We start from the raw sequence: 25,448 nt of genomic DNA on the forward strand, positions 1-25,448 counted from the left end.
GGCTATTTAGCTATAAGTTTTCTTAAAAAACAGATCCAATTTATCTAGATCCTGCTCCCCAATTAATCCTAAAAATTCCGCAAAATGAGGACTGCTAGTTCCCAATTCTGCTTTAATTTTAAACATGGCATTGAACTCAGTAATAAATTCAGCACGCATATCGAAAGCACTTACTAAGGTTTCATAAAAAATTCGGAATAAACTTCCTTCGGCATTTAAGGTTTGGTCGTCAATCGAAATCACTTTCATTAAATTCATCAATAAATCGTAATTTTTTAACTCGATAGCTACTGCAATTCCTTTAGTAAAATGAGCAAAAAGAATTTGTAAAGATTCCTTATCGTTATATTCAGGAATGGGAACAGGTATAAATTTACAATCAGCATAAGACTGCAATGCTTCCTCTTTTTTTCCCGAATTTAAAAGCATAAATGCTTTAACATTGGTAAGGGTCAGATAGTAAAAATCGCGGTATTTATCAAAAGGCAAATCGGTTAAGGCTTGGTTTAAAACCTGAATTCCATTGTTCATGGCTTCCTCGATTTTTTCACTTCCTCGCTTGAATGAAAATTCAGCCATAAACTGCAATGCCCAATTCAATCCATAAACCCATTTTCCGCTTGTGGAACAGGATTCATATCCCTTACGATATTCTTCTCCTGCTTCATTTAATTCTCCAAAAAGAGAAAACGAGGCAGCTCGTAGTTGAAGTATTTCCAAGTAAAACCGCGGTTCATCTTTTAACAATTCTACAGATTTATTGTTTAAAAAATTACGGATTTGCTTAGGATCTTTCGATTGAATTCCTGTATTATACATATCGATCAGAGAACGATAGACCTGTTCTTTATTTTGCATAATTAACTTTTCTTTCTATTTTAATAAATTGTACGAATATGAGTGATACAATACTAATAAATGCTCCTGCAACAAATGGAATCTGAGGATTTATCATCCAAAGCATGCCCCCTATTACAGGAATAACAACTGCTGAGATATGATTAATGGTAAAACCTACTGCCATCGAAGGCGCAATGTCTTTGGTATCGCCCGTTTTATGGAAATAGGTATTGATTCCCATTGAAAAACCAAAAAAGATATGATCAATGATATATAATCCTGCTATTAGGTAAGCATTTTCGAAAAAAGCATAGCCTAAAAACACAAAAATAAGACTAAAATACTCCATAGAAAGCATCTTACGTTCGCCAAATTGATTGATTCCTTTTGCAATCAATGGAGAAATGAAATAAGCAATAATGTTATTGATCACAAACAAAGTAGCAATATTCTGAACAGAAAACTGATATTTTTGTACCAACATGAAAACCGCAAACACAACAAATATTTGACGCCGTGCACCACTTAAAAAATTTAGGACATAAAAAAGCCAATATTTTTTTCGAAGCACCATCCCTTTGTTTTGAACTGGAATATTTTTATCGGTAGGTTCCCAAAAAAAGGCCCATATACCTATACAAAACACCAGAACTCCAATGAGAATAAAGCTGAATTTTAGGTTGATAAAATGCGCAATTCCAAATACAAAAGCTCCCATGCTAATGTTGGCAATTGCCGACCAACTTCTTTGCTTTGCAAATACAACCGGCGCCTGTTCGATAGAAAAATACTGCAGTGTAAGTGACTTATTCGTGGTCTCGAAGTAGTGAAATCCTACCGACATGATTAAAGTAGTAATGATTAAACCTAGAAAAGAAGGGAATAATCCAGTTAGAGCCACTCCCATACCAACAAATAGGACCGATAATGCCGATAAACGATGTTCTTTAATGAAAAGTAACAAATAGACAACCAATAAGGCTAGGAAACCAGGAATTTCTCTCACCGACTGAATTACTCCAACTTGAAAACCATTAATTCCGACTTCATCAACAGCAAAATTATTAAATAGGGTTCTCCATCCCTGATGTCCAGCTGTAGCTGCAACAACCAACAACATCAGGTATTGAAACATGATGTTTTTTTTAAGCGCTTTACTCATTTTTACTCATCTCAAAAATTGAGAGCCAAAGGTACAAAATTGTTTGCAATGCATCGAAATAAAAGCTAAAAGCAAAACAAATTAGAAAAGTTTTAGTATCCTTTCTTAATTATTTTCCATTTTTGTACAATTACTCATTTTATCACTAAATAAAAGAGAAAATGAAATTTAAAGAACTTATTCAACAACGATATTCTGTTAGATCCTATAAAAATCAAGAGGTTGAAAAGGATAAACTAATTCAAATATTGGAGGCAGGGCAAATGGCTCCTTCGGCTGTTAATAGTCAGCCCTGGCATTTTATTGTGGTTCAAGAAACCAACAATCACCGTAAGTTTTCAGAAATTTATCACCGCGATTGGTTTAATGAAGCACCGGTGTATATTGTAATTTGCGGCGATCACTCGCAATCCTGGAAAAGAAATGAGGATCAGAAAGATCATTGTGATATTGATGCAGCTATTGCTATCGATCATATGACACTTCAGGCTACGGAACTTGGATTGGGAACTTGTTGGGTTTGTAATTTTCACGTACAAAATTGCATCGATTTCTTTCAATTACCCGATTCTATCGAACCCATAGCAATTTTATCCTTAGGCTACCCATCCGACAAAGGATCACTGCAAAAGAAAAGAAAACCGTTGAATGAAATTGTGCATTGGGAAAGCTTTTAATCGAATAAAAAATATGTCAAAAATTCCAGTTACTCTTATTACTGGCTTCTTAGGATCTGGAAAAACCAGTCTCCTGAATCAGCTAATTTCCAGTTACCCTGAAAAAAAAATCGCTATTATTGAAAATGAATTTGGAGCCATAAATATTGATTCAGAATTAGTAACGAATATAGAAAACAAAGAAGTGTTTGAGTTAAGCAATGGTTGTATTTGCTGTAATTTGAATGACGAACTTTATCTTGTTCTGCAAAAGCTTATTCAATCCGATCACCAATTCAACCATTTGCTCATCGAAACTACAGGAATTGCAGATCCTTCGAGTATCCTCGCTTCTTTTATTATGGACCCCTTTATAAAAAAGAAATTTGTATTGGATTCGGTAATCTGCCTGGTTGATACTGAAAATGGCCAACGTTTATTGGAGAACGAAAGTATTTTCATTAAACAGGTTGCCGTTGCCGATCAAATTATTCTTACCAAATCTGACCTTGCTGGTAAGGCTAAATCTGATATTTTAAAAGGAGAGCTAGAGAAAATCAATCGATTTGCAACACTTGGAGAAGCTTTATTTGGGAAAAGTGAGAATGAATATTTGTTGGATTCATTTTCTTACGATCCAGCCAAGGTGTATCAATTTGTATTGGGTGTGGAAGGAAAATCAGACACAAACAAAGATAAGCATGGTATTGAGAGCATGTGCTACACATCTTGCATTCCTATGGATCAAATGAAACTTGCCATGTGGCTAGATGCCTTTCTTACCTTTAATCAGGACAGCATTTATAGAGTGAAAGGTATTTTGTATCTAGGTGGACTTGAGAACCAAATTATTCTTCAATCTGTACACACACAATTTCAAGCAACGGTAGGAAAAGCTTGGGATAAAGAAGAACAAAGAGAAAGTAAAATTGTAATTATTGGAAAAAATCTTAACCGAAAAGTGATTGAACAAAACTTAAATGAACTTCTTTTAAACTGAAAAGGAGAAGATCACTCTTCCCATTTACTAGTACCTTTCAGCCCGTTTCACTAATTCGTTCCAAATGTGGAAAATTTAAAATTTTTAATTTCCTACCATCTAAATTTATAATGCCTTCGTTGTGAAATTCTTTTAAAATTCGAATAGCACTATCCTTCGACATTCCTGTAAGATCAGCAATATCCTGACGTGAAAGATGCAAATTAAAATTTAAATTCTCATATATTTTATTGGAAAGATAAATCAATCCATCGGCAATACGACCATGCATTTGCTTTTGCGACAGGCTAACCATTTTCTCAAAGGAAAAGATGCCCTTTTGTGTGCAATTTTTAATAAATTCTTCTGCAAAAAGAGAATTTGATTGAATGGCTCTTTTAAAAGCACCTATTTCAATAAAACATGCTGTTGTACTATCTAAAGCAGCAATGGAATAATGATGCCTATTATCGAAATACAAAGAAGCTTGCCCAATCACCTCCCAAGGCTTAACTATTCTTATTATCAGCTGCTTATCCTGAACACCCTCAACATATAATTTAGCCAACCCACTAGTTAATATTAACAAGTGAGTTGCAGAAGTTCCTTGCTTAAAAATAGTTTCCCCTGCTTTGAACTTAACCTCAAATCTACTTTCGTTGATTTCTTCTATCTCGGAGGAAGTAAGTGTACTTAACAGTGGGATACGCTCATTACATTCGATGCAATTTTTGCAATTATCGGATTTTGAAAATTTGGCCATAAGAATAAAAGATAATTAGTTCGAAATTTAAGTAACTCCCGATTTATAGTGACAAATCCATAAAAACCAATTCAAATAAGGGGATATTAAAAGCAAGAAATTACTTTTCAATTTTCATTATACAGTATTAAATATAATAAAAAGACTGAGATAAGCCTAGTAAAAGACTGATAAATATCGATTTGAATAAGACAAATTCCTTTTTTTCATAAAATAAATCTCGCCCTTACATTTCACTTGCAGTAAATGCAATTATTTATCTTTAATCAATAAGGTGAAAATCCTTACAATCACTAAGCAATACTTACATTTTAAATCTAAATACTATGCAAAAGAACAATTTAGTAAGTCTTTTACTGGTTTTCCTGATAACACTGTGTTTTGTTTCATGTGAATACGATATTGTTGAGGTTGATGAGATCGTGATTCCTATTGATCAGGAAATCTCTTTTAGTACCGATATCATTCCCATATTTACCTCCAATTGCATTTCTTGTCATAATGGAGGAACGAGTCCTGACCTTAGAGCAAACAATGCCTACAACTCATTAACAAACGGAGGATATCTAGATGTGGATGATCCTGAAAACAGTGAATTATACCAAGTACTGCAAGAAGGATCTCACAGTACTCGAGCTTCAGCAACCGAAAAAGAATTAATCCTTGAATGGATCACCCGAGGTGCTAACAACAACTAAAACTATACACTATGCAAAGATCTAAATATACAATTCAGAAATTCATACCAACAAGCTCTTTCAAGATATTTTACATATCTATATTTCTTCTAATGGGCTTAGGGGCAAGTCAAAATTGTTTGGCTCAGGAAGATGAATTTGCGAACGACCCAGTATCGGGAACCTTTGAAACCGGACTTTTAGGAGAAACACAAACAACAGTCACACCCTTTGCTGGTGAATTTGAACTTCATATTCAACACCGTTTTGGATTGATTGAAAATGGCTTGGAAGATGTTTTTGGAATTTATGCCAGCTCGAATATACGAATGGGACTAAATTATGGTGTTACCGAAAAAATCATGCTTGGATATGGATATACAAAAGATTATAAATTGCAGGAGTTTCACGGTAAATATCGTGTATTCACCCAAACCGAATCAAACTCCATTCCCGTGTCGGTAGCTGTATATGGTAACCTTTCCATTAATTCACAAGACAAAATTGTATTCGGAAATGATTATGCATTTTCCGATCGACTAGGTTATTTTTCACAATTAATTGTCGCACATAAATTTAATGAGAAAATATCCTTACAATTAGCTCCTAGTTTTACCCATTTCAATAAAACCGATTCTTTAGTGGAACATGATAAAATAGCTATCACTCTTTCAGGTAGAGCCAAAGTTACACCTTCAATGTCGGTGTTTTTCGAATACGATCAGCCTTTAAACCTTGACAATATGAGAGAATACACGAATTCAGATCAAACCGATCCGGAAGCAAATCTATCTTTTGGTATGGAAATTGGTACTAGTACTCATGTATTCCAGGTATTTATGTCGAACTATGAGGGAATTACACCACAAAGGAACATTTTGTACAATTCAAATAAGATTGGTGACGGTGACTTTCTGGTGGGATTTAATATCCTGGTTAGATTTTAATTGATTCTCTTACTAAAAAATAAATCATGAAAAAAATGAAATTTATTATTTTAATTGCAATAGCTGTTGTTGGTTTTGCTTTTACAATTCAACAGAAACAAGCCGAGCCTTGGGAGGTTCCTGCCGAATATAAAAGCATGAAAAATCCTTTAGCTAATGATCAGGCTAGTGTAAATAAGGGTAAAATGGTATATATGAAACATTGCCGTTCCTGTCATGGAAATGCAGGACTTGGAGATGGTCCTAAAGCAGCACGTCTAAAAACATTTCCTGGAGATTTTTCCAGTGCAGAATTTCAGGCACAAACAGATGGTGAAATAATGTATAAATCGATCTTTGGTAGAGATGAAATGCCAAACTACGAAACAAAAATTCCTAGTAAAAAAGATCGCTGGGCAGTGGTAAACTATATGCGAACATTTAAAAAGTAAGCCTAAGATAATAGAAGGTGCTTGTCCAAAAAGAACAGACAATAATCATTACTAGCAAAAGGTAGGAAATCCATTTTTTATGGATATAAGATTGCAGTAAACTCAATAAAATGATAAAGGATGATAATGTTTTTTTTGGACAGCCTCTTTTTCCCTACGACTAGTAACAACCTAAATCTGTAACCAATAACTCATTTAGAATGAAGATAAGCAGCTTACAATTTCTATTCCTGATTATTGGATTTCTTTGCTCTATTTCTTTATGTTTTGGAAGTGAAACTGAAGAAAATAAGCAATCTGAAAACCTGGAAAATAATAAATGTTTAGCCTGCCATGGCAAACACATCTACAAGTACATCAATGAGGACTTTGGCATCGAAATAAAAGAAGCCATGTGTGCAAATCGGTTTATTGATTCGGTAACCTATGCGCAATCTAATCATGGCATGTTCAAATGCACAGATTGTCATTCGCCTGAATACGAAATATTTCCGCATGCTGGCAACCTACGAATGGAAATGATGTATGCTTGCAACGATTGCCACGGAGGCGATCCAGAATACGCCAAATTTCATTTTGACGAAATTGAAGAAGCTTTTTATGAAAGCATGCATTACAATCGGGCTCCAGATGCTTTTAATTGCTGGAGTTGTCACAACCCACATTCCTATAAAACACAGGCAAGTAAAGGAGGAAAAATCTCTGAAACAGTTAGCTACGACAATAACATTTGTCTAAAATGCCATGCAGATATTAGTCAATTCGAGCTACTCACCGAAAGAGAGAATATTAATATTCTTAAAACCCACAAATGGTTACCCAACCAAGAACTTCACTTTAAAAATGTTCGGTGTATCGAATGTCACACTCAGCTTAACGACAGTCTTTTAGTTAGTCATGTAGTAATGCCAAAAGAAAATGCCATTCGAGAATGTACCACCTGTCATTCCGAAAACTCACACCTAATGGCAAGCCTTTACAAATATAAAAGCATGGAATCTCGCAAAAGCGGGGGCTTTATAAATGCAGTAATCATTAACGAATCGTATGTAATTGGTGCCAACCGAAATAAATATTTAAATATTTTAAGTGTAATTATTTTTGGAATCGTGCTTAGCGGCATTTTTATTCATACTCTTTTCAGAATCTTTAAACGTAAATAAGATGGCAAACGAAAAAATATATCTTTATCCGATCTGGATTCGAATCTGGCACTGGTTAAATGCTCTATTATTTATCACACTAATGATCACTGGAATTAGCATGCAGTATTCTAATCCTGAAAACCCATTTTTAGTTTCCTTTGAGTTATCGGTGCAACTGCACAATATTTGCGGTATTTTATTGAGCATCAACTACCTGATATTTTTCTTGGGTAACCTAATTACATCAAATGGTAAGCATTACAGGATGCAAAGCAAAGGATTATTCACTCGATTATACAATCAGAGTATTTTCTATCTATTCGGGATGTTCAAAAAACAAGATTCACCCTATCCTATTTCTACAGAAAATAAATTTAATCCGCTACAGCGATTTATCTACTCCACGGCTATGTATGTGGGCTTCCCTATTATTATAGTAAGCGGTTTGGCTTTGTTTTTTCCGGAAATAATCATTCGGCAGATATTTGGACTAAGCGGAATTTTAGTTACTGCTTTATTTCATGTAATTATAGGATTTATTTTATCCTTATTCTTGTTCATCCATTTGTATGTTTGCACAATTGGAAGTTCTATCATTAGTAATTTCAAGAGTATGATTACCGGATGGCATTAGTACACATCGCAACAAAAAAAACCACTCCAAAAAGAGTGGTTTTTTGCATTCGAAAAAGATTAATAAGTTACTACTGGAGGTAATTTTTTTGCCTGCTGAATAAAGTCTTCCACCTGAGTTGCTCCAGGGACAGCACGAGTTACCTTTTTTTCTGCCTGAACTTCAACTAGCTTTGCATGTAAGTTTTCAGCATTTCGGTTACGTAACTCCTTCACAGTATCAACTCCAGACACTTTTAACAATTCTGCAAACTGACTACCAATTCCTTTAATACGGAATAGATCAGCCATATTAACAAAATCAAGAATTCTTCCTTCATCAATACCACTTTCTTCGGCAATGGTTTTTCTACCTGATTTACTACAACCTTTTTCCAGTAAGGCATCTACAGTTGTTACACCTGCTTTTTCTAATTTTCCTGCGAAGGTTGGTCCTATACCTTCAATTTCTGAAATTTGTTTTGCCATTTTTTTGCTATTTAAAATTTAAACTTATCTTTTAATAATCCACCAATCTTGCCAGTAATCCCATCGGTAACTAAATCACCCAATAAACTTTTAACACCTTCGTCATTATTAGTAGGTGCATCATCTTTACTGTTTATAAATTTAAAAACCATTGGAATTACAGCTGAACTAATGGTAGAAGCCATTGTGCTGTTTACTCCCAACTTAGAAATAAGATTTGAACCATAGTTCGAAACAATAGACTGCACCAAAGAACTAGATGAGCCTCCAGAGAAAGCATTGGTTATATCTCCAATTTTACCAGCAGTTAGAGAATCGGTAAGTCCTGAAATAACGCTATCATTAGCCAATTCTAAAGCTTTTTTGTGTTGGTTCGAAGGTAATCCTAGTCCTTCTAAAAGCCCAGATCCCTGACTGCTTAATGCTTTACTTATTAAATCTTTAATCATGATGTCGATTACTTATCTTTATTAACAATTGTAATTTCTACATCTATCAATGTAGTGACTTGAACAAACAAACGTTTGCGCTTATTTTATGGAATACAGAATGAAATTCCATTTGAAGAGAATACAAACTTGTTTAGCTATAAAAACAAGGAGGTCGTTTTTTAATGAGATTTATACTTCCCAATCAAAAATAAATCTGATTGAATAATTTATGAGAACTTTTAACTTATGTTTTAAAAAACAATAAGAGAGGACAAGTAACATGACTTAAAACAACCAATTGATCTTCTAAAATGTAGATATTGAACAAATACAATGCGAAAACAATAGCGAATCAACATTTTTTTAATTTAAAAGTAAATGAGCTTGTCTTCATCATTTATATTTTGCCTGTAATTAGAGCATATTCAGATGTTTAGTCAATGTTTTGTTATCCTTAATTGGATTATTAAGTCTAATTTAATTAAATTTATTTAGTATATAAAATAAATTTTACGTCCCTTAAAAATAATTTACATGACAATGGAATCAAAGCTCTTATTAGGTGGTGTTATGGTAGATGCCACTCCTATTGATGGACAGCAAGTAAGCATTTCAGCACAATCGTTAAATCGCCATGGCTTAATTTCCGGCGCAACCGGAACAGGAAAAACAAAATCGCTACAAGTACTAATTGAGGAGCTCTCTGGAATTGGTGTTCCATCTATTGTTATGGATATAAAAGGCGATATTAGTGGATTAGGAGCAGAAGGCAGCACCAATAAAGTCATTGAGAAACGTTCCCATCACATTCAAATGGATTGGAAGGGAAAACGCTTCCCAATAGAATTCATGAGCATCTCCGATGAACCTGGCTTAGCTCTGAAAAGTACCATCTCCGAGTTTGGCCCTATTATTCTGAGCAAAATTCTATCGCTTAACGATACCCAAACTTCACTTTTATCCATTCTTTTTCTGTTTTGTGACGATAAAAAACTTCCACTTCTCGATTTAGATGATTTGAAAACCGTTTTGCGTTACGCTACGGGAGAAGGGAAACAAGAAATTCAAAAAATGTATGGTCTGGTTCCTATCAACTCAGCACATGCTGTCATGCGAAGATTAACTCAGTTAGAGCAACAAGGCGGAGATAAAATTTTTGGCGAGCCCTCTTTCGATGTACATGATTTGTGCAGAACTGATGGAAATGGTTTGGGAATGATTAATATCATCCGTTTAACGGATATACAATCGAAACCAACACTTTTTTCGGCTTTTATGTTAGCACTTTTAGCCGAAGTATTTGAAGTTTTCCCTGAAAAAGGAGATGTTGACAAACCAGAACTGATGATATTCATTGACGAAGCACATCTCATATTCAAAAATGCATCAAAAGAACTTCTCAACCAACTAGATACCATTATAAAACTAATTCGATCCAAAGGAATTGGAATTGTTTTTATAACTCAAACACCTAATGATATCCCAGAAAACATTCTAAGTCAGCTCGGATTTAAAATTCAGCATGCCTTAAGAGCCTTTACAGCTAAAGACCGGAAAGCCATTAAGCTTTTGTCTCAAAATTTTCCAGAGAGCGAAGTCTATAATGTAGAGTCACTAATTACCGAATTGGGAATTGGAGAAGCATTAATATCATCTCTAGACAGAAAAGGAAGACCAACTCCATTGGTTCACTCATTAATGCGTCCTCCTTATTCCCGAATGGATATTTTAACGGCTCCAGAAATCAATTCTATTTTAAAAAAATCGGAACTTTCGAGTAAATACAACAAAGAAATTGATCGAGAAAGTGCACATGAAATTCTAATGGAAAGAATTGAACAAATGCTTGAAAAGGAAGAAGAAAAAAAAGGAAATAATCAGAAACGTCAATCGAGATCAAGAGTAAAAGAAAAAAATCAATTCGAAAAAATAATGACTAGTTCAATAGGGACAACCATTGTTCGAGAATTGACCAGAGGAATTTTAGGGGTTTTTGGTATTTCAACAAGTACACGCAGAACAAGTAAAAAATAGTCACACATAGAGTGAAAACTAATCAACAATAATCTATTCAGTTCATTAACAACAAAAACTACGACTAAAAAAATAGAACTTAACTGTTAGTGATTTGTTAAAAAATTCTTACTTTATTAGAAAATTAAAAAAGACTTCCTATTTTTACAATCATAAACAATAAAATAAATTCGAGCAAAAAGTATTAAAACCAGTTTCTTTTTAAAGATGAAAAAACCCATTAAAAATATCATAGCCATTCTTCTGCTAGGATTCTACCTCGCTGGCTTTTGTGGTATTCATCTTTTAAGCTTCAACTGTAGTTCTTGCGGGTTTTCCGATATCCAACTCACTCAAAACAATTTCTCGCTTTCAGCGGAAAAACAGTCTGAGTGTTGCAATCTGGAACAAAGCCAGAAAGATTCCCTAAAGACTGCGAACTGTGAAAAAAATACTCATTGCTGCGATTCTGAACTTATTTATCTCAAAAACAATCCAAAAACCACATTAGCAAAAGAAAATAAAGCTCCTCTTGCTAATGAATCTATACTTTTCATTACTCAAACAATTAAACTGCTAAGGATACTTGCGAAAAGCATTAATCCGAAACCAATTGCAAACACTTTTTACCAGCAAACAGAGCCAAGTCTTCATATGCTCTGCACCTACCGCTGTTGATTTTATCCCTTTCTATTTTTCAAAGAGCTAGTATTTCTACTAGATTCTATTTATCAATTCAACAAACCTCTATTTCAACAGAATAAGATGAGCCTTGCTGTGCTTTTCTTATGCATTAATATGCACTTATGAAAATTAAAATACTAAGCATACTTCTCTCTTTGCTTCCGCTATTCTCCTTTGCGGATATGATAAAAGGAAGGGTGATCGAAAAATCATCAACTGAAAAAACTGATGCCCTGCCAGGTGCTTCTATTTTTTGGAAAAATACCAATCAGGGAACAATATCAGATAGTAATGGAAATTTTGAACTGACTTCAAACAATGAATCCAACATTCTAGTTGTGCAATTTGTGGGTTATACGTCTCAGCAAATCCAAATCAGTAAAAGCAATAAAAACAATCTGATTATTAAATTAGAACCCAATATTGAACTAAACGAAGTTCTAATTAGCTCTCGTAAATTAGGAACCACTATCGATAGGGATAATCCAATGCAATCGCAAAGCATTACTGGTGCAGAGCTTTGCAAAGCAGCATGTTGCAATTTGTCGGAGAGTTTCGAAACCAATGCTTCGGTGGATGTTTCCTATGCCGATGCCGCAACGGGAGCGAAATCTATCAAACTTCTTGGGTTGACAGGAAAATACATTGAAATGATGACGGAGAAAAATCCAAATTTTAAAGGATTGGCTTCGGTTTATGGCATGGCTTACGTTCCTGGTCCCTGGATGGAATCAATTCAGGTTTCGAAAGGAGTTGGATCGGTTGTTAATGGTTACGAATCAATAACTGGACAAATTAATATTGAATATCAAAAGCCTCAGACTGCAGCCAAATTTTATGTGAATAGCTACGCCAATAGCATGGGAATGGCTGAATCAAATGCAATGATAGCCCTAAAACTATCATCTACACTTTCAACATCTATCTTGGCTCATGTTCAGGATAACGATAAGGAGATAGATAAAAACCACGATGATTTTCTAGATGATCCAATGGTAACTCAATACAATTTTATGAATAGATGGAATTGGGACATTAGTTCGAATTTCAAAAGTCAGTTTGGCTTTAAATTCATTGATGAACAACGCATTGGAGGACAAACCGATTATAATCCCAATGAGCTAGACAACAATAGCAATGCCTACCAAATAAATATTGATACCAGAAGATATGAAGCATTCGCAAAGTTAGGTTACCTTTTTCCTAAGGATATAAACAAAAGCATTGCGCTCATCACTAATTTTGCATCGCACGAACAGAATTCTTTTTATGGGACAAGAGAATACAATGCCGATCAGAAATATTTCTATGCAAACTTGTTATTTCAATCCTATTTTGGAAATATAAAACACAAGTACACGGCAGGTTTATCTTATATCCACGATGATTTTAAGGATATTCTTACAGGAGGATTGGGAACCAATCGGATCGAGAATGTTGCAGGTGTTTATGCTGAATACACTTGGCTTCCTTCGAATGATCTAACCTTTCAGACCGGATTACGATACGATGATCACAATATTTATGGTGGCTTTTTGACTCCCCGCTTGCATATCAGATATCAGTTTACTCCAAAATCGACATTCCGAATTGCTGCAGGAAGTGGCCGACGGACAGCAAATCCAATTTCCGAAAATAGCTTCCTACTAGCATCAAACCGATCGTTTGAAATTGCCGATGATCTACAACAAGAAAAAGCCTGGAACTTTGGTTTCAGCCTGAGTCAATATTTTAGCCTGTTTGGCATCGAGTTTTCAGCCCTTGGCGACTTTTACAGAACAACGTTCGACAATCAAGTCATTGTGGATTTAGACAAAAGTGTGCATTCTGTTTCGTTCTACAATTTAGACGGTAAATCATGGGCTAATAACTATCAGATTGAATTGAAATTTGAGCCCATAAATCGTTTTAATGTGACAACAGCTATTCGTTTCTCTGATGTAAAAACGGATATCAACCAAGAATTCGTAACAACACCTTATGTGAATCGCTACAAAGGACTGATTAATTTATCCTATGCAAGCAAGTTTAATAAGTGGCAATTCGATATCACAAGTCAGTTGAATGGCGACATGCGGATCCCCTCAACAAAGGAAAATCCTTCACAATATCAGCGTAGAGAGAAATCGCCTGTTTATGCTCTATTAAATGCACAAGTGACCAAACGATTTCGCATTTGGGAGCTTTATGTCGGAGCTGAAAATATCAGCAACTATACTCAAAAGAACCCAATCATTCAAGCTGAAAATCCATTTGGGGAGTATTTTGATGCTTCTATGATTTGGGGACCAATTCAGGAGAGAAAATTTTATGCAGGCATTCGCCTAACTATTCAATAATATTTTAGTCGATAACACTCATTACTTATTCAAAATAATATCACACACAATAAAAAACAGAATATGAAAAATAAACTATTAATTGTAAAAAAGAGCATACTAGCAATTTGCATTCTGGTTCTTACTACAAATGCTTTCGCAGATAGCAAAGGCAATAAAAAGGTCGAAACAGTTATTTTCAAAGTAGAAATGGACTGTATGGATTGCGTAAATAGAATTGAACAAAACATCCCTTTTGAAAAAGGAGTGAAAGATTTGCAGGTTGATTTGGAAAATCAGAAGGTAGAAATTAGCTACAAAAGCAAACTAACCAATAAGGAGAGTCTACAAAAAGCACTTGAGAAATTAAAATTCAAAGTACTAGAACTAAAGAAATAAACGAATTAATTTCGCATAAAAAAAGCTTGCTCATCCTGGTTGAATGAGCAAGCTTTTCATTTTTATAAATCAATTACTCTGGAGTCTCAATTTCCTCAAGGGCTTCTATAGAATTTTGTAAAAGTGCTTGTATATATTTTGGATTGTGAACTCCCAAACTGCGATCTTCATCCAAACCTGCCCAATTAAAGAATGCACGTGCCTGTACCATTGGATACGTTCCAACTATTGGCTCATAAGCTTCGTCCTCTTCAACATATTCAACCACTCCAAGACGAATCAATTCATCTCTTAAAGTTTCTAACTGACCTTCAACCAAAGATTGAACTCCACCATAATTAAAATCTTCATCATTAGCGTCGTGACAAGTATTACATGCTAGTAATGATGGATTGTAGGTATGACCACCCTGATCGGAATCATCATCAAATTCAGACATGTGGCAACCAGTACATGATGCTTGAGTCAGGTGATCTGCTGAACCAGCTTCAGGGTAGGATACAGAACCCTCAATTTCGGCAAAGCCAACACCTGCAACAACATTTGCCTGTGCTCCATGATGAGGTCCGTAATGAGTACTTGTAATGGTAAAAGTTTCCTCTCCTGGATTGGTAACATTCGGCTCAGCCCTTCTGGATTGGTGACAATTAGCACATAAGTTAGAGTTTCCATTTAAATCCATGGTAGTTTCCGGATCAAAAAGCGGGTTAATCGGATCATCCAATCGTAATGCATAATCGCTATATTCCATAGTCTCGTGCAAACCATGACAAGTTGCACATTCCCAAGCTGTTGGATTGGTAATATTGCCAGCTACGCTTCCCGAAGTGGCATACTGCACAAAACCTTGGTGCGAGTGACATTGAGCACAAGATGCACGTCCACCAGCATAGTCAACAGCATTTAAACCACTACTATGCACCGACATGGCAAACTGAGCCTCTATGCTAGCTTTAGCTTCACTTGAATGACAAGCTAAACAAGTTGAATTTCCATCGGTTCCATCCACACCATCTGTTCCATCTGCACCTGCAGGCCCTGTTGCCCCTTCCTTGGTACAGCTAGCTATTAGTAAAGAAATTGCAAAAACTCCAATTCCTACCAGTTGAAAAAATAAGCGAGTTTTTTTCATAATTAAAATATATAAGATTAATATTTAGTAGATCTATTTTTACGTTGCTAAGAAGCCTCCTTCTTATTGTTATTAAATATAAAATAATGCTAAAGCCTTATCAATAAATGGATGGCGAGATTTATAAACTTGAAGAAAGAGGTTTGTTTTGTTTCAAAAACGGGGATTTTGATTTTTAAATCGACATTTATCCCATCGTCAGCGATCTTTATCGATATTGGCGACAACAACCTGAAAAATAGAAGATTAACAAACACTAAGATTTTCATTTAAACTGAAAATTTAGGGCATAAAAAAACCAGCCTAAGCTGGTTTTTTTATTGATAATAAGATTACTGCTACAAGTCATTAGAATTTAGGCCACTTCAATTCCAATTATAGCAGGAACAAAAGCTTTTATTCTTGATTTTGTGATAAGATTCTCAAAACTCTAATTGCCTTCTCTGAGTCTTTTTTATCAACGAAAATATGATCGTGATAATAACCAGCAATTACATTACAACTAATCTCATTTCTTGCTAATTCACTTGAAAAGACCGCTGTTAATCCAACAGCTTCGAGCGATGAATGAACTCTGAGAGTAATCCATGAAGCAATGTATTCATAAGTCAAATTTAGTTCGTCTGCTCTTTCTTTATTCATGACAACCGTTGTTCCTTCCTTCTCTTTGAATTCACAAATAGTATCTTTTCGATCAATTTTACTTAGATCTTTTACAGTCGAAAATACATATTCGCCATGATTCAGTTTGGGAGTCATCCCTTTAATTAATTTAGATAGATTCGTTTCGCCAGTCATAATTATTGCTTGTGAATTTTTAGTAGTTAAGAATTTCTGTTTCTTTTCTCAAAATCATTCGACCATAATAACTTAGGGCACTTATTACTTCAGCTCCGGGATATATAACAACAGTGGCTATTTTTTCAACTCTTGCTTTAATCTCTTTCACGAATAAATCGTCTTTAGCCATGCCTCCCGTAATAAGTATAGCATCAACCTTTTCTGCTCCAAACACAGGATACATAGAACCAATTGACTTAGCTACCTGATAGGCCATTGCCGATAATACCTCTTTGGCTTTTTGGTCGCCGGCATCTCTCATTTTGCAAACTTCAAATCCACTATGTGTTTTGAACCAGGCATACAAACCACCTTCACCAGTCTGCATTTTCAAGACTTCATCTTTTGTATATTTACCTGAAAAGCAAAGTTTAATGATTTCCCCCATGGGCAAACTACCACTTCTTATGGGCGAAAAAGGACCATCGCCATCGTAAGCCTGATTTGAATCAACTACTTTCCCTTTTTTATGGGCACTTATACTAATTCCGCCCCCCAAATGAGCAATAATCAAATTTAAATCTTCGTATTTTTTATAAATACTTTGAGCGTATTTGCGAGCAGTAGTTTTTTGATCCAAAGCATGAAAAATGGAACGCTTTTTAAATTCTGGTCGTCCGGTTATTCTGGCAATTTCTTCCAATTCATCCACCACAACCGGATCAGCAACTAAGGCCTCCGCTCCTTCTATTTTTTCTGCAATAACATGAGCCAATAAACCACTTAAATTCACTACATCATCGCCATATTTACAGGTAGATAAATCTTCAATCATTGCTTTATTAACTTTATACACTCCTGATTTTACAGGTTTTAGCAATCCTCCCCGACCAATCACTATTTTAATATTCTCAATGGGAATATCATTGGCCTTGAGTTCTTTCATTATGATTTTAGATCGAAAATCGGTCTGATCGCAAAAGTTTTTAAAATTGGCAAGATCTTCGGGCTTATGATTGATTTTCTTTAAAAAAACAGGAGAGTTTACCAAATAAACAGCAATTCGAGTAAATTGCATGCGTGGATTTAAGGCAAGTATCAGTTCTCTACTCATAGTATTTGGGTTTTATTAGTTGATTTGTTTGAAAGATAATTGGTATATGACCTCCTAATGTAGTTTTTCTTTCTCAGAAAATGAATTTTTCATCGAATCAACATCCAATATATCTTGAAATCACCAATCGTTGAATTTCTGATGTTCCCTCTCCAATTTGCAAAAGTCGCTGGTCGCGATAAAAACGTTCTACGGGATATTCTTTCATCAGGCCATAACCACCATGAATCTGAACTGCTTCATCGGCAACTTCTTTGGCTATTTCTGAACAATACAACTTGGCCATGGCTGCCTCTTTACCGAATACTCTTCCCGTGTCCTTCAACCAACAGGCTTTGTACAAAATATTCCTTGCTAATTCAATTTTTAAAGCCATATCGGCCAACTTAAACGAAATAGCTTGAAATTTGGAGAGCACTTTGCCAAATTGCTTTCGTTCTTTTGCATAAGCAAGTGCCAATTCGTAAGCGCCCTGAGCACAGCCAAGTCCCATGGCCGCAATTGATAATCGTCCTGAGTCTAATGTTTTCAGCATCACTTTAGATCCCATACCTCGCTTGCCCAACATATTTCTTTGAGAAACCATGCAATTGTCAAAGAACATTTCGGAAGTATCTGAAGCTCTCCACATCATTTTCCCATGCATACTTTTCGCTTTCCATCCCAAGGTTCCTTTTTCCACAATAAAAGTTGAAAACTCCTTTTTCCCTTTACTGATGTTTGTTACAGCCTGAACCGTAACTCCAGCACAGATTTCTGAGGAACCATTTGTGATAAAAATTTTAGATCCATTAATTTCCCACTGATCCCCTTTTTTTTGGGCAAAAGTTTTCGAAGCTCGCGAATCGGAACCTGCATTTGACTCCGTCAATCCGAATGCCCACAATTCTTTTCCAGAACACAAACCTGGCAGATACTTGGCCTTTTGTTCCTCACTGCCAAACTCATACAAGGGACCCACTCCCAAAGAATTATGAGCCGCTAATGTTGCCGCATGCGACCCATCTACCCGAGCCAATTCCTCAACCGCTATGATGTAAGACAAATAATCGGTATTTTGTCCGCCATACTTTTGGGGAAGAGTCATCCCAAACAAACCCATCTCTCCCATTTTGCCCGTTAATTCGATGGAAAATTCTTCCTTTTCGTCCAATTCCGCAGCCAATGGCTTGATTTCTCGTTCGGCAAAATCACGCACCGCTTTTCTTATTATATCATGTTCATCATTAAAATAGGGAAACATATATTTTTTACTTAATTATTATTAATTGAACAGTTCTTTATTTTTGCAATTCCTCTAAGAAAATAGTAGCCAGCACATCTTCTGGTACCACCACTTCCTGATTAAGAAGTGCCGTTGCAAAAGTTTTCCCTTGAGCATCAATCATTAAAGATTTCGTTCCTCCGCCATCAAGCGCATCTTCTAGTAAGAAATTTAAAGCCATAAGGTTATCTATTTCGAAGCGACTAACTTTTCCTTTATTGAGTCCAGAAAATAAATCAGCAATTCTATCGGCAGTCAATTCCAATTTAATATATTCATAAACCGCCTGAGAACGCGCCAATACACCAATGTTTACTGTATTTCCTTTATCGCCTGATCGAGCCAAACAGATCTCCCGAATGGTGACAGCACACATTTTGCGACCTTTTTCTCTTTTCCTGTTTATTGCATGAGATTGTGAGGATTTTGTAGCTACAAGTTCCTGTTCACTGCCTAAAGCCGAAGGAATTTCATGTGATTTTTTAATCTCACCCTCTTGATTTAACACATAAACTTTAGAAAAAATACTCGTTTTGGGAATTAAGCTTGGCCAGTAAGTAATAACCTGTTGTATTCGGGCTCTTCCACCTGTTACGGCAACGCCTGGAGGACCGCTCAGAATTAAGGGAGCAATACTCATGGAGAAATCTTTAATTTTTGAAACATCTGTGTCGTAAACCGATAAACGCAGCAATATTTCGTTGGGATCAATATCCTCAGCTAAATGCTGATGACAGGCATTGTACCCAACAAATTCGGTATTCGTTTTTAGGAATTCGGTGTTGAGTCGTCTCCAAAATATCTTTTTAAATTCCTGTGCCTTATTTAGCACTTTTCCGCCACTAATCACGATTGAACTTGTGGCCTTGTATCCATCTTCGAAAGCCATAGAAACTTTTAAATAAGGTGTAGAAGGATGGCCCTTGGCATTTTTCACCAATACCTCGTTTTCACCAATTTGTTCGAGCTTAATCTGACTAAAATCAGCTACTACATCTGGACTAATGTATTGAGCCGGATTACCCATTTCATAGACTAATTGCTCACGAATGGTATCAATACTAATCAAGCCACCAGTATTTTCATGCTTGTAAACGATGAATTCACCATTTTTGTGCATTTCAACAATCGGATATCCCATGTTATCCCATCGAGAAACCTTCTGCCAATCTGTAAAATTTCCTCCCGTAGATTGTGCCCCACATTCAATAATATGACCCGCAACCAAGCCCGCAGCTATCTTGTTCCAATCATCTAATTTCCATCCTAATTCGTGAATCATGGGCGCCATAGTAACGGATGTATCGGTAACACGCCCCGCTAGTATTAAATCGGCACCACTTTCCAATGCCTTAAGCAAAGGAGGTACACCTAAATATATATTTGCACTCTGTATTCGCTCTGCGATCTCCTTAAAGTCTTCCCCTGAATCCATGTTTCGAAAACTCGTCTTAGCAGGATAAAACTCATCAATCCGATCAATAATATTATCACCATCCACCACAGCAATCTTTATGGAAATTCCTTTCTTTTTCAGTTCGGAAAGAATTTTGCGTGCGCATCCAAGGGGATTGATACCACCAGCATTGGTAATCATACGTACTCCTTTTTCTTTCATCAAATCGGCCACATCCACCATCTGATCAACAAAATCAGTAACATAGCCCAAAGATTCATCCTTCAACTGTTGCTTCCGAAGAATACTCATGGTTACCTCAGCCAAAAAATCCGACGAAATGTAATCTACATCTCCGCCTTCCAATTGTCTTCTAAGTACTCCGAGGTCATCGCCCCAAAACCCACCTGCATTTGCAATTCTGATTTTGTCTTTCATAGTTGTAAAGTATCATGTTAGAATCCTGTTCATCATTAATAAAGTTCAACCATTTAAATCAGGAAAAAAATTTCTGAGCATTCTTTTCTTTCCAGCTTCTAAAGAAAATTTTCATCAAGCGTTACTCCCTGCTTCTTATTTCACATAGTTCGATTATGAGATCAACTTATTCCTACTTTTCTAATTAACTACTTGCATCCGCCAATTTGGAGCTAAAATGTTTTAGCTCGAGCAGGGTCATTCTGTTCTGCACCTGATCACCCTCACTCACAAAAATACTTTCCACAATTCCATCGAAAGGTGCTCGTATACTATTTTCCATTTTCATGGCTTCCACAATCAGGAGAACATCATTTTTTGCCACTTTCTGTCCCTTACGCACTTCAATTTTCACCACTCGACCAGGCATTGGCGACAAAATTTCAGCATCCCTTTTAATCTGTCCTTCCAAATCCGTTTTCCCCAGATTTGATTGAATTTCGCTCCAGCGTTCCAATTCATAAACAATGCCCTGACAACTTACAAAACTCTTTCCATCGGCACTTTTGGAACGATAAAATTGAAATCGTTTCCCCTTAAATTCAAACAATAGATGAGTATCGTCAACGCATACATTTTCAACATAGTAATCAATCTCATTAATTTGAATACAATATGGTTTTTCGCTTTTAATTTCAACATCAAAAACATCCTGATCTACCATTTTAATTCTTTTTCCTTCTTGTCTCCAATAACCAATTTGCTGCCAAACACTATCCGATTTCTCTTGGTTCAATTCAAATAATGCAAAACTAATATGAAATAAAAACGTAGGAATTTCACTTTTTTCTTTCTGCATTTTAAAAGCTAAAGCTTCCGCATGTTCCTTACAAAAATGAGTAGATATATTGTTCTGCTTAAAGTCTCTCGTATTCAGTAAAGTATGCAAGTACATGATGTTGTTTTTTATACCATGCAATTCGTATTCATGCAATGCATGGTGTAATCCCTCAATGGCCAAGTCACGGTTTTCATCCCACACAATTAGTTTTGCAATCATCGGATCGTAATCGGAATAAATGGTACACGGACCATTTATAGACGAATCTAATCGCAAACGACCTTCAAATAATTTGGGTGGCTTGTAATAGCAAATATCCCCTGGCGAAGGAATAAAATCCTTTTCAGGATCTTCGGCATAAATCCGTGCTTCTATAGCATGTCCTTTTATATGAATATCTTCCTGCCGAAGGTTCAATTTCCGTCCCGAAGCCACTCGTAACTGTTTTTCAACCAAATCAATTCCAGTAATCATCTCTGTAACAGGATGTTCTACCTGAATTCGGGTGTTCATTTCCAGAAAATAATAATTCAATTCCTCATCCACCAGAAACTCAACCGTTCCAGCATTGATATAATTCATTTCCTGAGCTAGAAAAACGGCCATATTGCCCATTTCTTTCCTAATTTCAGGACTTAATGTTGGTGAGGGAGCTTCCTCAATTACTTTCTGAAATCGCCTCTGAATGGAACATTCACGCTCGAACAAGTGCACTACATTGCCATGTTTATCAGCTAATACCTGCACCTCTATATGGCGTGGTCTTTGAATGTATTTCTCAATTAAAAGTGTTCCATCCCCAAAATAGGTCTCTGCTTCCCGCGAAGTTGCTTCCAAAGCACTTTTTAAGTCTTCCTTTTTGTGAACAATGCGCATGCCTTTACCACCGCCACCAGAGGCTGCCTTAATCAGAATTGGAAATTGCATCTCCAAAGCAGCAATTGTTAACTGCTGAGAATTACCAATTGCACCTTCTAATACAGGTACTCCGATGGATTTGGCAAATTCTCTTGCATTTACTTTATTTCCCATCAACTCAATGGCGTCGGCATCGGGCCCAACAAAATCGATTCCATGATCGGCACACAGTTGAGAAAAAACTGCATTTTCGGCTAAAAATCCATAGCCTGGATGAATAGCATCAGCATTGGCATTTTTCGCTATTTCGATAATTTGATTGGCATTTAAGTAGGTTTCCTGCAAACTTTTTCCATTCAAAAGGTAAGCCTCGTCAGCATTCATCACATGCTCTGCCTTACGGTCTAATTCTGCATACAAAGCAATGGTATGAATGCCCAAATTCTGCGCTGTACGCATAATTCGAAGAGCTATTTCACCTCGATTTGCTATCAATAGTCGTTTGTAGTACATTCTCTATTAATTTGTAATTAAAAATGAATAATTACTAATTTTATTTATCTGGCCCAACTGGGTTTTCTCTTTTCCAAAAAAGAACTCATTCCTTCCTGACCTTCTTCGGATTGACGGAGTTCTGCGATCATTTTGGCTGTATTTTCCATGGCATCCTCGTGATTCCACACATTTTCCACATCGTAAAGCAATTGCTTGCAAGTCGAAACGGCTTTGGGTCCACTCGATTTTAATTTCGAAATCAAATCTTCTAACTTGATTTGTAGTTTCTTTTTACCCAAAGACCAATTTGCCAAACCCGCTTTTTCCGCCTCTTTACCACCAAATCTCATTCCAGTAAGCATCAGCTCTTTCGATTTATATTCGCCAACACGTTTCACAACGTAAGGAGAAATGCAAGCTGGCACAATTCCGATTTTCACTTCGCTAAGGGAAAAAACTGTATTTTTATGTGCCAGAACAAAATCGCAAGCCGCCAATAGACCATTTGCACCCCCAATAGCAGCTCCGTGCACCAAAGCTATAGTTGGAAACTTGCAAGTATAAACGGCATTAAAGCACATGGAAAGATTGTAACTTTCTTGATAGTTTTGTTCATACGAGTAGTTGGCAACCCCTTTCATCCATTTTAAGTCAGCGCCAGCACAAAAAGATTTTCCTTTTCCTTTCAAAAGCAGCACACGAATGGTACTGTAATCCATTTTCTCTATCGCAGCAAAGCAATCGATAATCTCGCCAATCATCACTTCATTAAAAGCATTGTGAATTTCGGGACGATTCAATGCAATCGTACCGACTTTGTTCTCCATGCTAAATTCTATTGTTTTATATTGATTCATTTTATTAATTATTTTTCACCAAGGTTCTACCATTATATTCTGCCCATGATAATTTCTCTACTTGTTACATTCTAAAAACACCAAAATTAGGATCGCCAAATTCTTTATTTAAGGATGCTGCAATTCCCATGGCTAATATTTTTCGTGTATCAACGGGATCGATAATTCCATCATCCCACAAACGGGATGTGCTGTAATAAGCTGAACCTTCCTCTTCGTATTTCTCTAAAATACGATTCCGTAAGTTTTTTTGCTCCTCTGCTGGAAATTCTTTATCTCTCTTCAGCTGTTGTTGCTCTTTTACCTGTACCAAAACATCTGCGGCCTGCTCACCACCCATCACCGATATTTTGGCATTGGGCCACATGAACAATAAACGAGGTTCGTAAGCCCGTCCAGCCATGGCATAGTTACCAGCACCAAAGGAACCGCCAATAATTACCGTAAATTTTGGAACTTGCGCATTGGCTACTGCATGAACCATTTTGGCGCCATCTCGAGCAATTCCTTTGTGTTCATACTCTTTACCAACCATAAATCCGGTAATGTTTTGCAGAAATACCAATGGAATCTTACGAAAGCTGCACAATTCAATAAAATGAGCTGCTTTCAAGGATGTTTCGGAAAAGATAATTCCATTGTTGGCAACAATTCCCACCGGAAAGCCCATTATTTTTGCGAATCCCGTTACAATAGTAGGCGCATATCTCTCCTTGAACTCGTGAAAAGTACTTCCATCCACAATTCTAGCAATCAATTCTCTAGCATCAACAGGCTTTTTCAAATCCAATGGCGCTAACCCATACAATTCTTCTGCTGGATAAACAGGTTCAGTATACTTTTCTCTTTCTAAATTGTATTTCTGAATTTTAGGCATACTCTCGAAAATATCCCGACAAATTCGAACTGCATGACGATCATCTTCAGCCAAATGATCCGCAACACCAGAAACAGAAGTATGCATTTCAGCACCTCCCAATTCCTCTGCGCTAACATCCTCGCCAGTAGCAGCTTTCACCAATGGAGGTCCACCAATGAAAATAGTCCCCTGTCCGCGCACAATAATTGTTTCATCGCTCATAGCGGGAACATAAGCACCTCCAGCGGTACACGATCCCATTACAATAGCTATTTGGGGAATACCCTTTGCCGACATTTTGGACTGGTTGAAGAAAAATCGACCAAAATCATACTTATCGGGAAATACCTTTGCTTGTTCAGGCAAAAAAACCCCTCCAGAATCGACCATATATATACATGGCAAATGATTTTCTATGGCAATTTCCTGAGCACGAATGTGCTTTTTGATGGTTTCCTTAATATAAGTTCCACCTTTCACTGTTGCATCATTGGCAATAACAATGCATTCCCTATCGTGAATAACTCCAATACCCGTTATAATTCCTGCAGAAGGAAACTTATTTTCATACTGATCGCAAGCAGCCATGGCAGACAATTCCAAAAAAGGTGTATTTTTATCCAATAACAGCTCAATTCTATCGCGAACCAGCAATTTTCCTCGTTTCAGATGACGTTCTCTGGCTTTTTCATCCACTCCTTGAAGCACCACTTTTAGGCGATGACGATAATTTTGCATTAACTTACTGTACGATTCTTTGTTTTCCAAAAAATCGTCAGATCGTACATTAATCTTTGATTCTATCTGATTCAATTTGTTTTGTTTTATTAATTCGTTTATTTCGGATCTTTTATTCTTCTTTTATTCAAAAGTATGTATTTTTTGATTT

24 protein-coding genes are annotated in these 25,448 nt (G+C 36.2%); 11 read left to right on the forward strand and 13 right to left on the reverse strand.

Annotated elements, in window-relative coordinates:
* Positions 1-6: 6 nt before the first annotated feature.
* Together ABYT26_RS02595 and ABYT26_RS02600 are read right to left on the reverse strand one after the other, a co-directional pair.
* On the reverse strand, positions 7-858 hold the full coding sequence (locus ABYT26_RS02595) for a hypothetical protein (RefSeq protein WP_372751330.1): 852 nt from the start codon (positions 856-858) through the stop codon (positions 7-9).
* Positions 848-2,002, reverse strand: a complete 1,155-nt coding sequence (locus ABYT26_RS02600) for an MFS transporter (RefSeq protein ID WP_372751331.1) — start codon at positions 2,000-2,002, stop codon at positions 848-850. Before ABYT26_RS02600 ends, ABYT26_RS02595 begins: the two co-directional genes overlap by 11 nt.
* Positions 2,003-2,163: 161 nt before the next feature.
* On the opposite strand from ABYT26_RS02600, the gene ABYT26_RS02605 reads away from it, so the two are divergent.
* Both ABYT26_RS02605 and ABYT26_RS02610 read left to right on the forward strand, forming a co-directional pair.
* The gene (locus ABYT26_RS02605) at positions 2,164-2,679 is read left to right on the forward strand and encodes a nitroreductase family protein (protein WP_372751332.1); all 516 of its coding nucleotides are present in this window, start codon (positions 2,164-2,166) and stop codon (positions 2,677-2,679) included.
* Positions 2,680-2,692: 13 nt separating this feature from the next.
* Complete coding sequence (locus tag ABYT26_RS02610) at positions 2,693-3,658, forward strand: GTP-binding protein (protein ID WP_372751333.1); 966 nt, start codon at positions 2,693-2,695, stop codon at positions 3,656-3,658.
* 37 nt (positions 3,659-3,695) lie between these two features.
* On the opposite strand, the gene ABYT26_RS02615 is transcribed toward ABYT26_RS02610, so the two are convergent.
* Positions 3,696-4,400, reverse strand: a complete 705-nt coding sequence (locus ABYT26_RS02615; protein WP_372751334.1) for a Crp/Fnr family transcriptional regulator — start codon at positions 4,398-4,400, stop codon at positions 3,696-3,698.
* A 326-nt stretch (positions 4,401-4,726) separates the two neighbouring features.
* Between ABYT26_RS02615 and ABYT26_RS02620 the strand changes: the two genes are divergently transcribed.
* The 5 genes from ABYT26_RS02620 to ABYT26_RS02640 all read left to right on the forward strand — a co-directional run bounded on the left by ABYT26_RS02620 (position 4,727) and on the right by ABYT26_RS02640 (position 8,234).
* Complete coding sequence (locus tag ABYT26_RS02620; RefSeq protein ID WP_372751335.1) at positions 4,727-5,098, forward strand: hypothetical protein; 372 nt, start codon at positions 4,727-4,729, stop codon at positions 5,096-5,098.
* An 11-nt stretch (positions 5,099-5,109) separates the two neighbouring features.
* A complete protein-coding gene (locus ABYT26_RS02625) occupies positions 5,110-6,024 on the forward strand; it encodes a DUF5777 family beta-barrel protein (protein WP_372751336.1) in 915 nt (304 codons plus the stop codon).
* Positions 6,025-6,050: 26 nt separating this feature from the next.
* Entirely contained in the window at positions 6,051-6,455 is a 405-nt protein-coding gene (locus ABYT26_RS02630; RefSeq protein WP_372751337.1) for a cytochrome c, read from the forward strand.
* 200 nt (positions 6,456-6,655) lie between these two features.
* Complete coding sequence (locus ABYT26_RS02635) at positions 6,656-7,618, forward strand: cytochrome c3 family protein (protein ID WP_372751338.1); 963 nt, start codon at positions 6,656-6,658, stop codon at positions 7,616-7,618.
* A 1-nt stretch (position 7,619) separates the two neighbouring features.
* Positions 7,620-8,234 carry a cytochrome b/b6 domain-containing protein gene (locus tag ABYT26_RS02640; RefSeq protein WP_372751339.1) on the forward strand — a complete coding sequence of 205 codons (615 nt, stop codon included), beginning with the start codon at positions 7,620-7,622 and terminating at the stop codon, positions 8,232-8,234.
* A gap of 59 nt (positions 8,235-8,293) precedes the next feature.
* Here the strand turns inward: ABYT26_RS02640 and ABYT26_RS02645 are convergent, their stop codons facing one another.
* Together ABYT26_RS02645 and ABYT26_RS02650 are read right to left on the reverse strand one after the other, a co-directional pair.
* Positions 8,294-8,701, reverse strand: a complete 408-nt coding sequence (locus tag ABYT26_RS02645; protein WP_372751340.1) for a DUF4332 domain-containing protein — start codon at positions 8,699-8,701, stop codon at positions 8,294-8,296.
* 11 nt (positions 8,702-8,712) lie between these two features.
* Positions 8,713-9,150 (reverse strand): hypothetical protein, encoded by a 438-nt coding sequence (locus ABYT26_RS02650; RefSeq protein WP_372751341.1) that lies wholly within the window; start codon positions 9,148-9,150, stop codon positions 8,713-8,715.
* A 516-nt stretch (positions 9,151-9,666) separates the two neighbouring features.
* Between ABYT26_RS02650 and ABYT26_RS02655 the strand changes: the two genes are divergently transcribed.
* The 4 genes from ABYT26_RS02655 to ABYT26_RS02670 all read left to right on the forward strand — a co-directional run bounded on the left by ABYT26_RS02655 (position 9,667) and on the right by ABYT26_RS02670 (position 14,546).
* Positions 9,667-11,166 carry a helicase HerA-like domain-containing protein gene (locus ABYT26_RS02655; protein ID WP_372751342.1) on the forward strand — a complete coding sequence of 500 codons (1,500 nt, stop codon included), beginning with the start codon at positions 9,667-9,669 and terminating at the stop codon, positions 11,164-11,166.
* A 207-nt stretch (positions 11,167-11,373) separates the two neighbouring features.
* Positions 11,374-11,823, forward strand: a complete 450-nt coding sequence (locus tag ABYT26_RS02660; RefSeq protein WP_372751343.1) for a hypothetical protein — start codon at positions 11,374-11,376, stop codon at positions 11,821-11,823.
* 128 nt (positions 11,824-11,951) lie between these two features.
* On the forward strand, positions 11,952-14,168 hold the full coding sequence (locus ABYT26_RS02665) for a TonB-dependent receptor domain-containing protein (protein ID WP_372751344.1): 2,217 nt from the start codon (positions 11,952-11,954) through the stop codon (positions 14,166-14,168).
* Positions 14,169-14,231: 63 nt separating this feature from the next.
* On the forward strand, positions 14,232-14,546 hold the full coding sequence (locus tag ABYT26_RS02670) for a cation transporter (RefSeq protein ID WP_372751345.1): 315 nt from the start codon (positions 14,232-14,234) through the stop codon (positions 14,544-14,546).
* A gap of 73 nt (positions 14,547-14,619) precedes the next feature.
* Here ABYT26_RS02670 and ABYT26_RS02675 read toward each other — a convergent pair whose 3' ends face one another.
* The 8 genes from ABYT26_RS02675 to ABYT26_RS02710 all read right to left on the reverse strand — a co-directional run bounded on the left by ABYT26_RS02675 (position 14,620) and on the right by ABYT26_RS02710 (position 25,372).
* Positions 14,620-15,678, reverse strand: coding sequence for a hypothetical protein (locus ABYT26_RS02675; protein WP_372751346.1), 1,059 nt, complete (start codon positions 15,676-15,678; stop codon positions 14,620-14,622).
* A 396-nt stretch (positions 15,679-16,074) separates the two neighbouring features.
* A complete protein-coding gene (locus tag ABYT26_RS02680; protein WP_372751347.1) occupies positions 16,075-16,476 on the reverse strand; it encodes an ACT domain-containing protein in 402 nt (133 codons plus the stop codon).
* A gap of 19 nt (positions 16,477-16,495) precedes the next feature.
* Positions 16,496-17,572 carry a butyrate kinase gene (gene buk / locus ABYT26_RS02685; protein WP_372751348.1) on the reverse strand — a complete coding sequence of 359 codons (1,077 nt, stop codon included), beginning with the start codon at positions 17,570-17,572 and terminating at the stop codon, positions 16,496-16,498.
* A gap of 97 nt (positions 17,573-17,669) precedes the next feature.
* The gene (locus ABYT26_RS02690; RefSeq protein ID WP_372751349.1) at positions 17,670-18,815 is read right to left on the reverse strand and encodes an acyl-CoA dehydrogenase family protein; all 1,146 of its coding nucleotides are present in this window, start codon (positions 18,813-18,815) and stop codon (positions 17,670-17,672) included.
* A gap of 37 nt (positions 18,816-18,852) precedes the next feature.
* Positions 18,853-20,670, reverse strand: a complete 1,818-nt coding sequence (locus tag ABYT26_RS02695; protein ID WP_372751350.1) for an acyclic terpene utilization AtuA family protein — start codon at positions 20,668-20,670, stop codon at positions 18,853-18,855.
* A gap of 184 nt (positions 20,671-20,854) precedes the next feature.
* A complete protein-coding gene (locus ABYT26_RS02700) occupies positions 20,855-22,861 on the reverse strand; it encodes a biotin carboxylase N-terminal domain-containing protein (RefSeq protein ID WP_372751351.1) in 2,007 nt (668 codons plus the stop codon).
* Between the two features lie 44 nt (positions 22,862-22,905).
* A complete protein-coding gene (locus ABYT26_RS02705; RefSeq protein ID WP_372751352.1) occupies positions 22,906-23,700 on the reverse strand; it encodes an enoyl-CoA hydratase-related protein in 795 nt (264 codons plus the stop codon).
* A 64-nt stretch (positions 23,701-23,764) separates the two neighbouring features.
* The gene (locus ABYT26_RS02710) at positions 23,765-25,372 is read right to left on the reverse strand and encodes a carboxyl transferase domain-containing protein (RefSeq protein ID WP_372751353.1); all 1,608 of its coding nucleotides are present in this window, start codon (positions 25,370-25,372) and stop codon (positions 23,765-23,767) included.
* Positions 25,373-25,448 lie beyond the last annotated feature (76 nt).

This window comes from Labilibaculum sp. (genome assembly GCF_041595635.1).
In the GTDB taxonomy this organism is placed as follows: Bacteria; Bacteroidota; Bacteroidia; order Bacteroidales; family Marinifilaceae; genus Labilibaculum.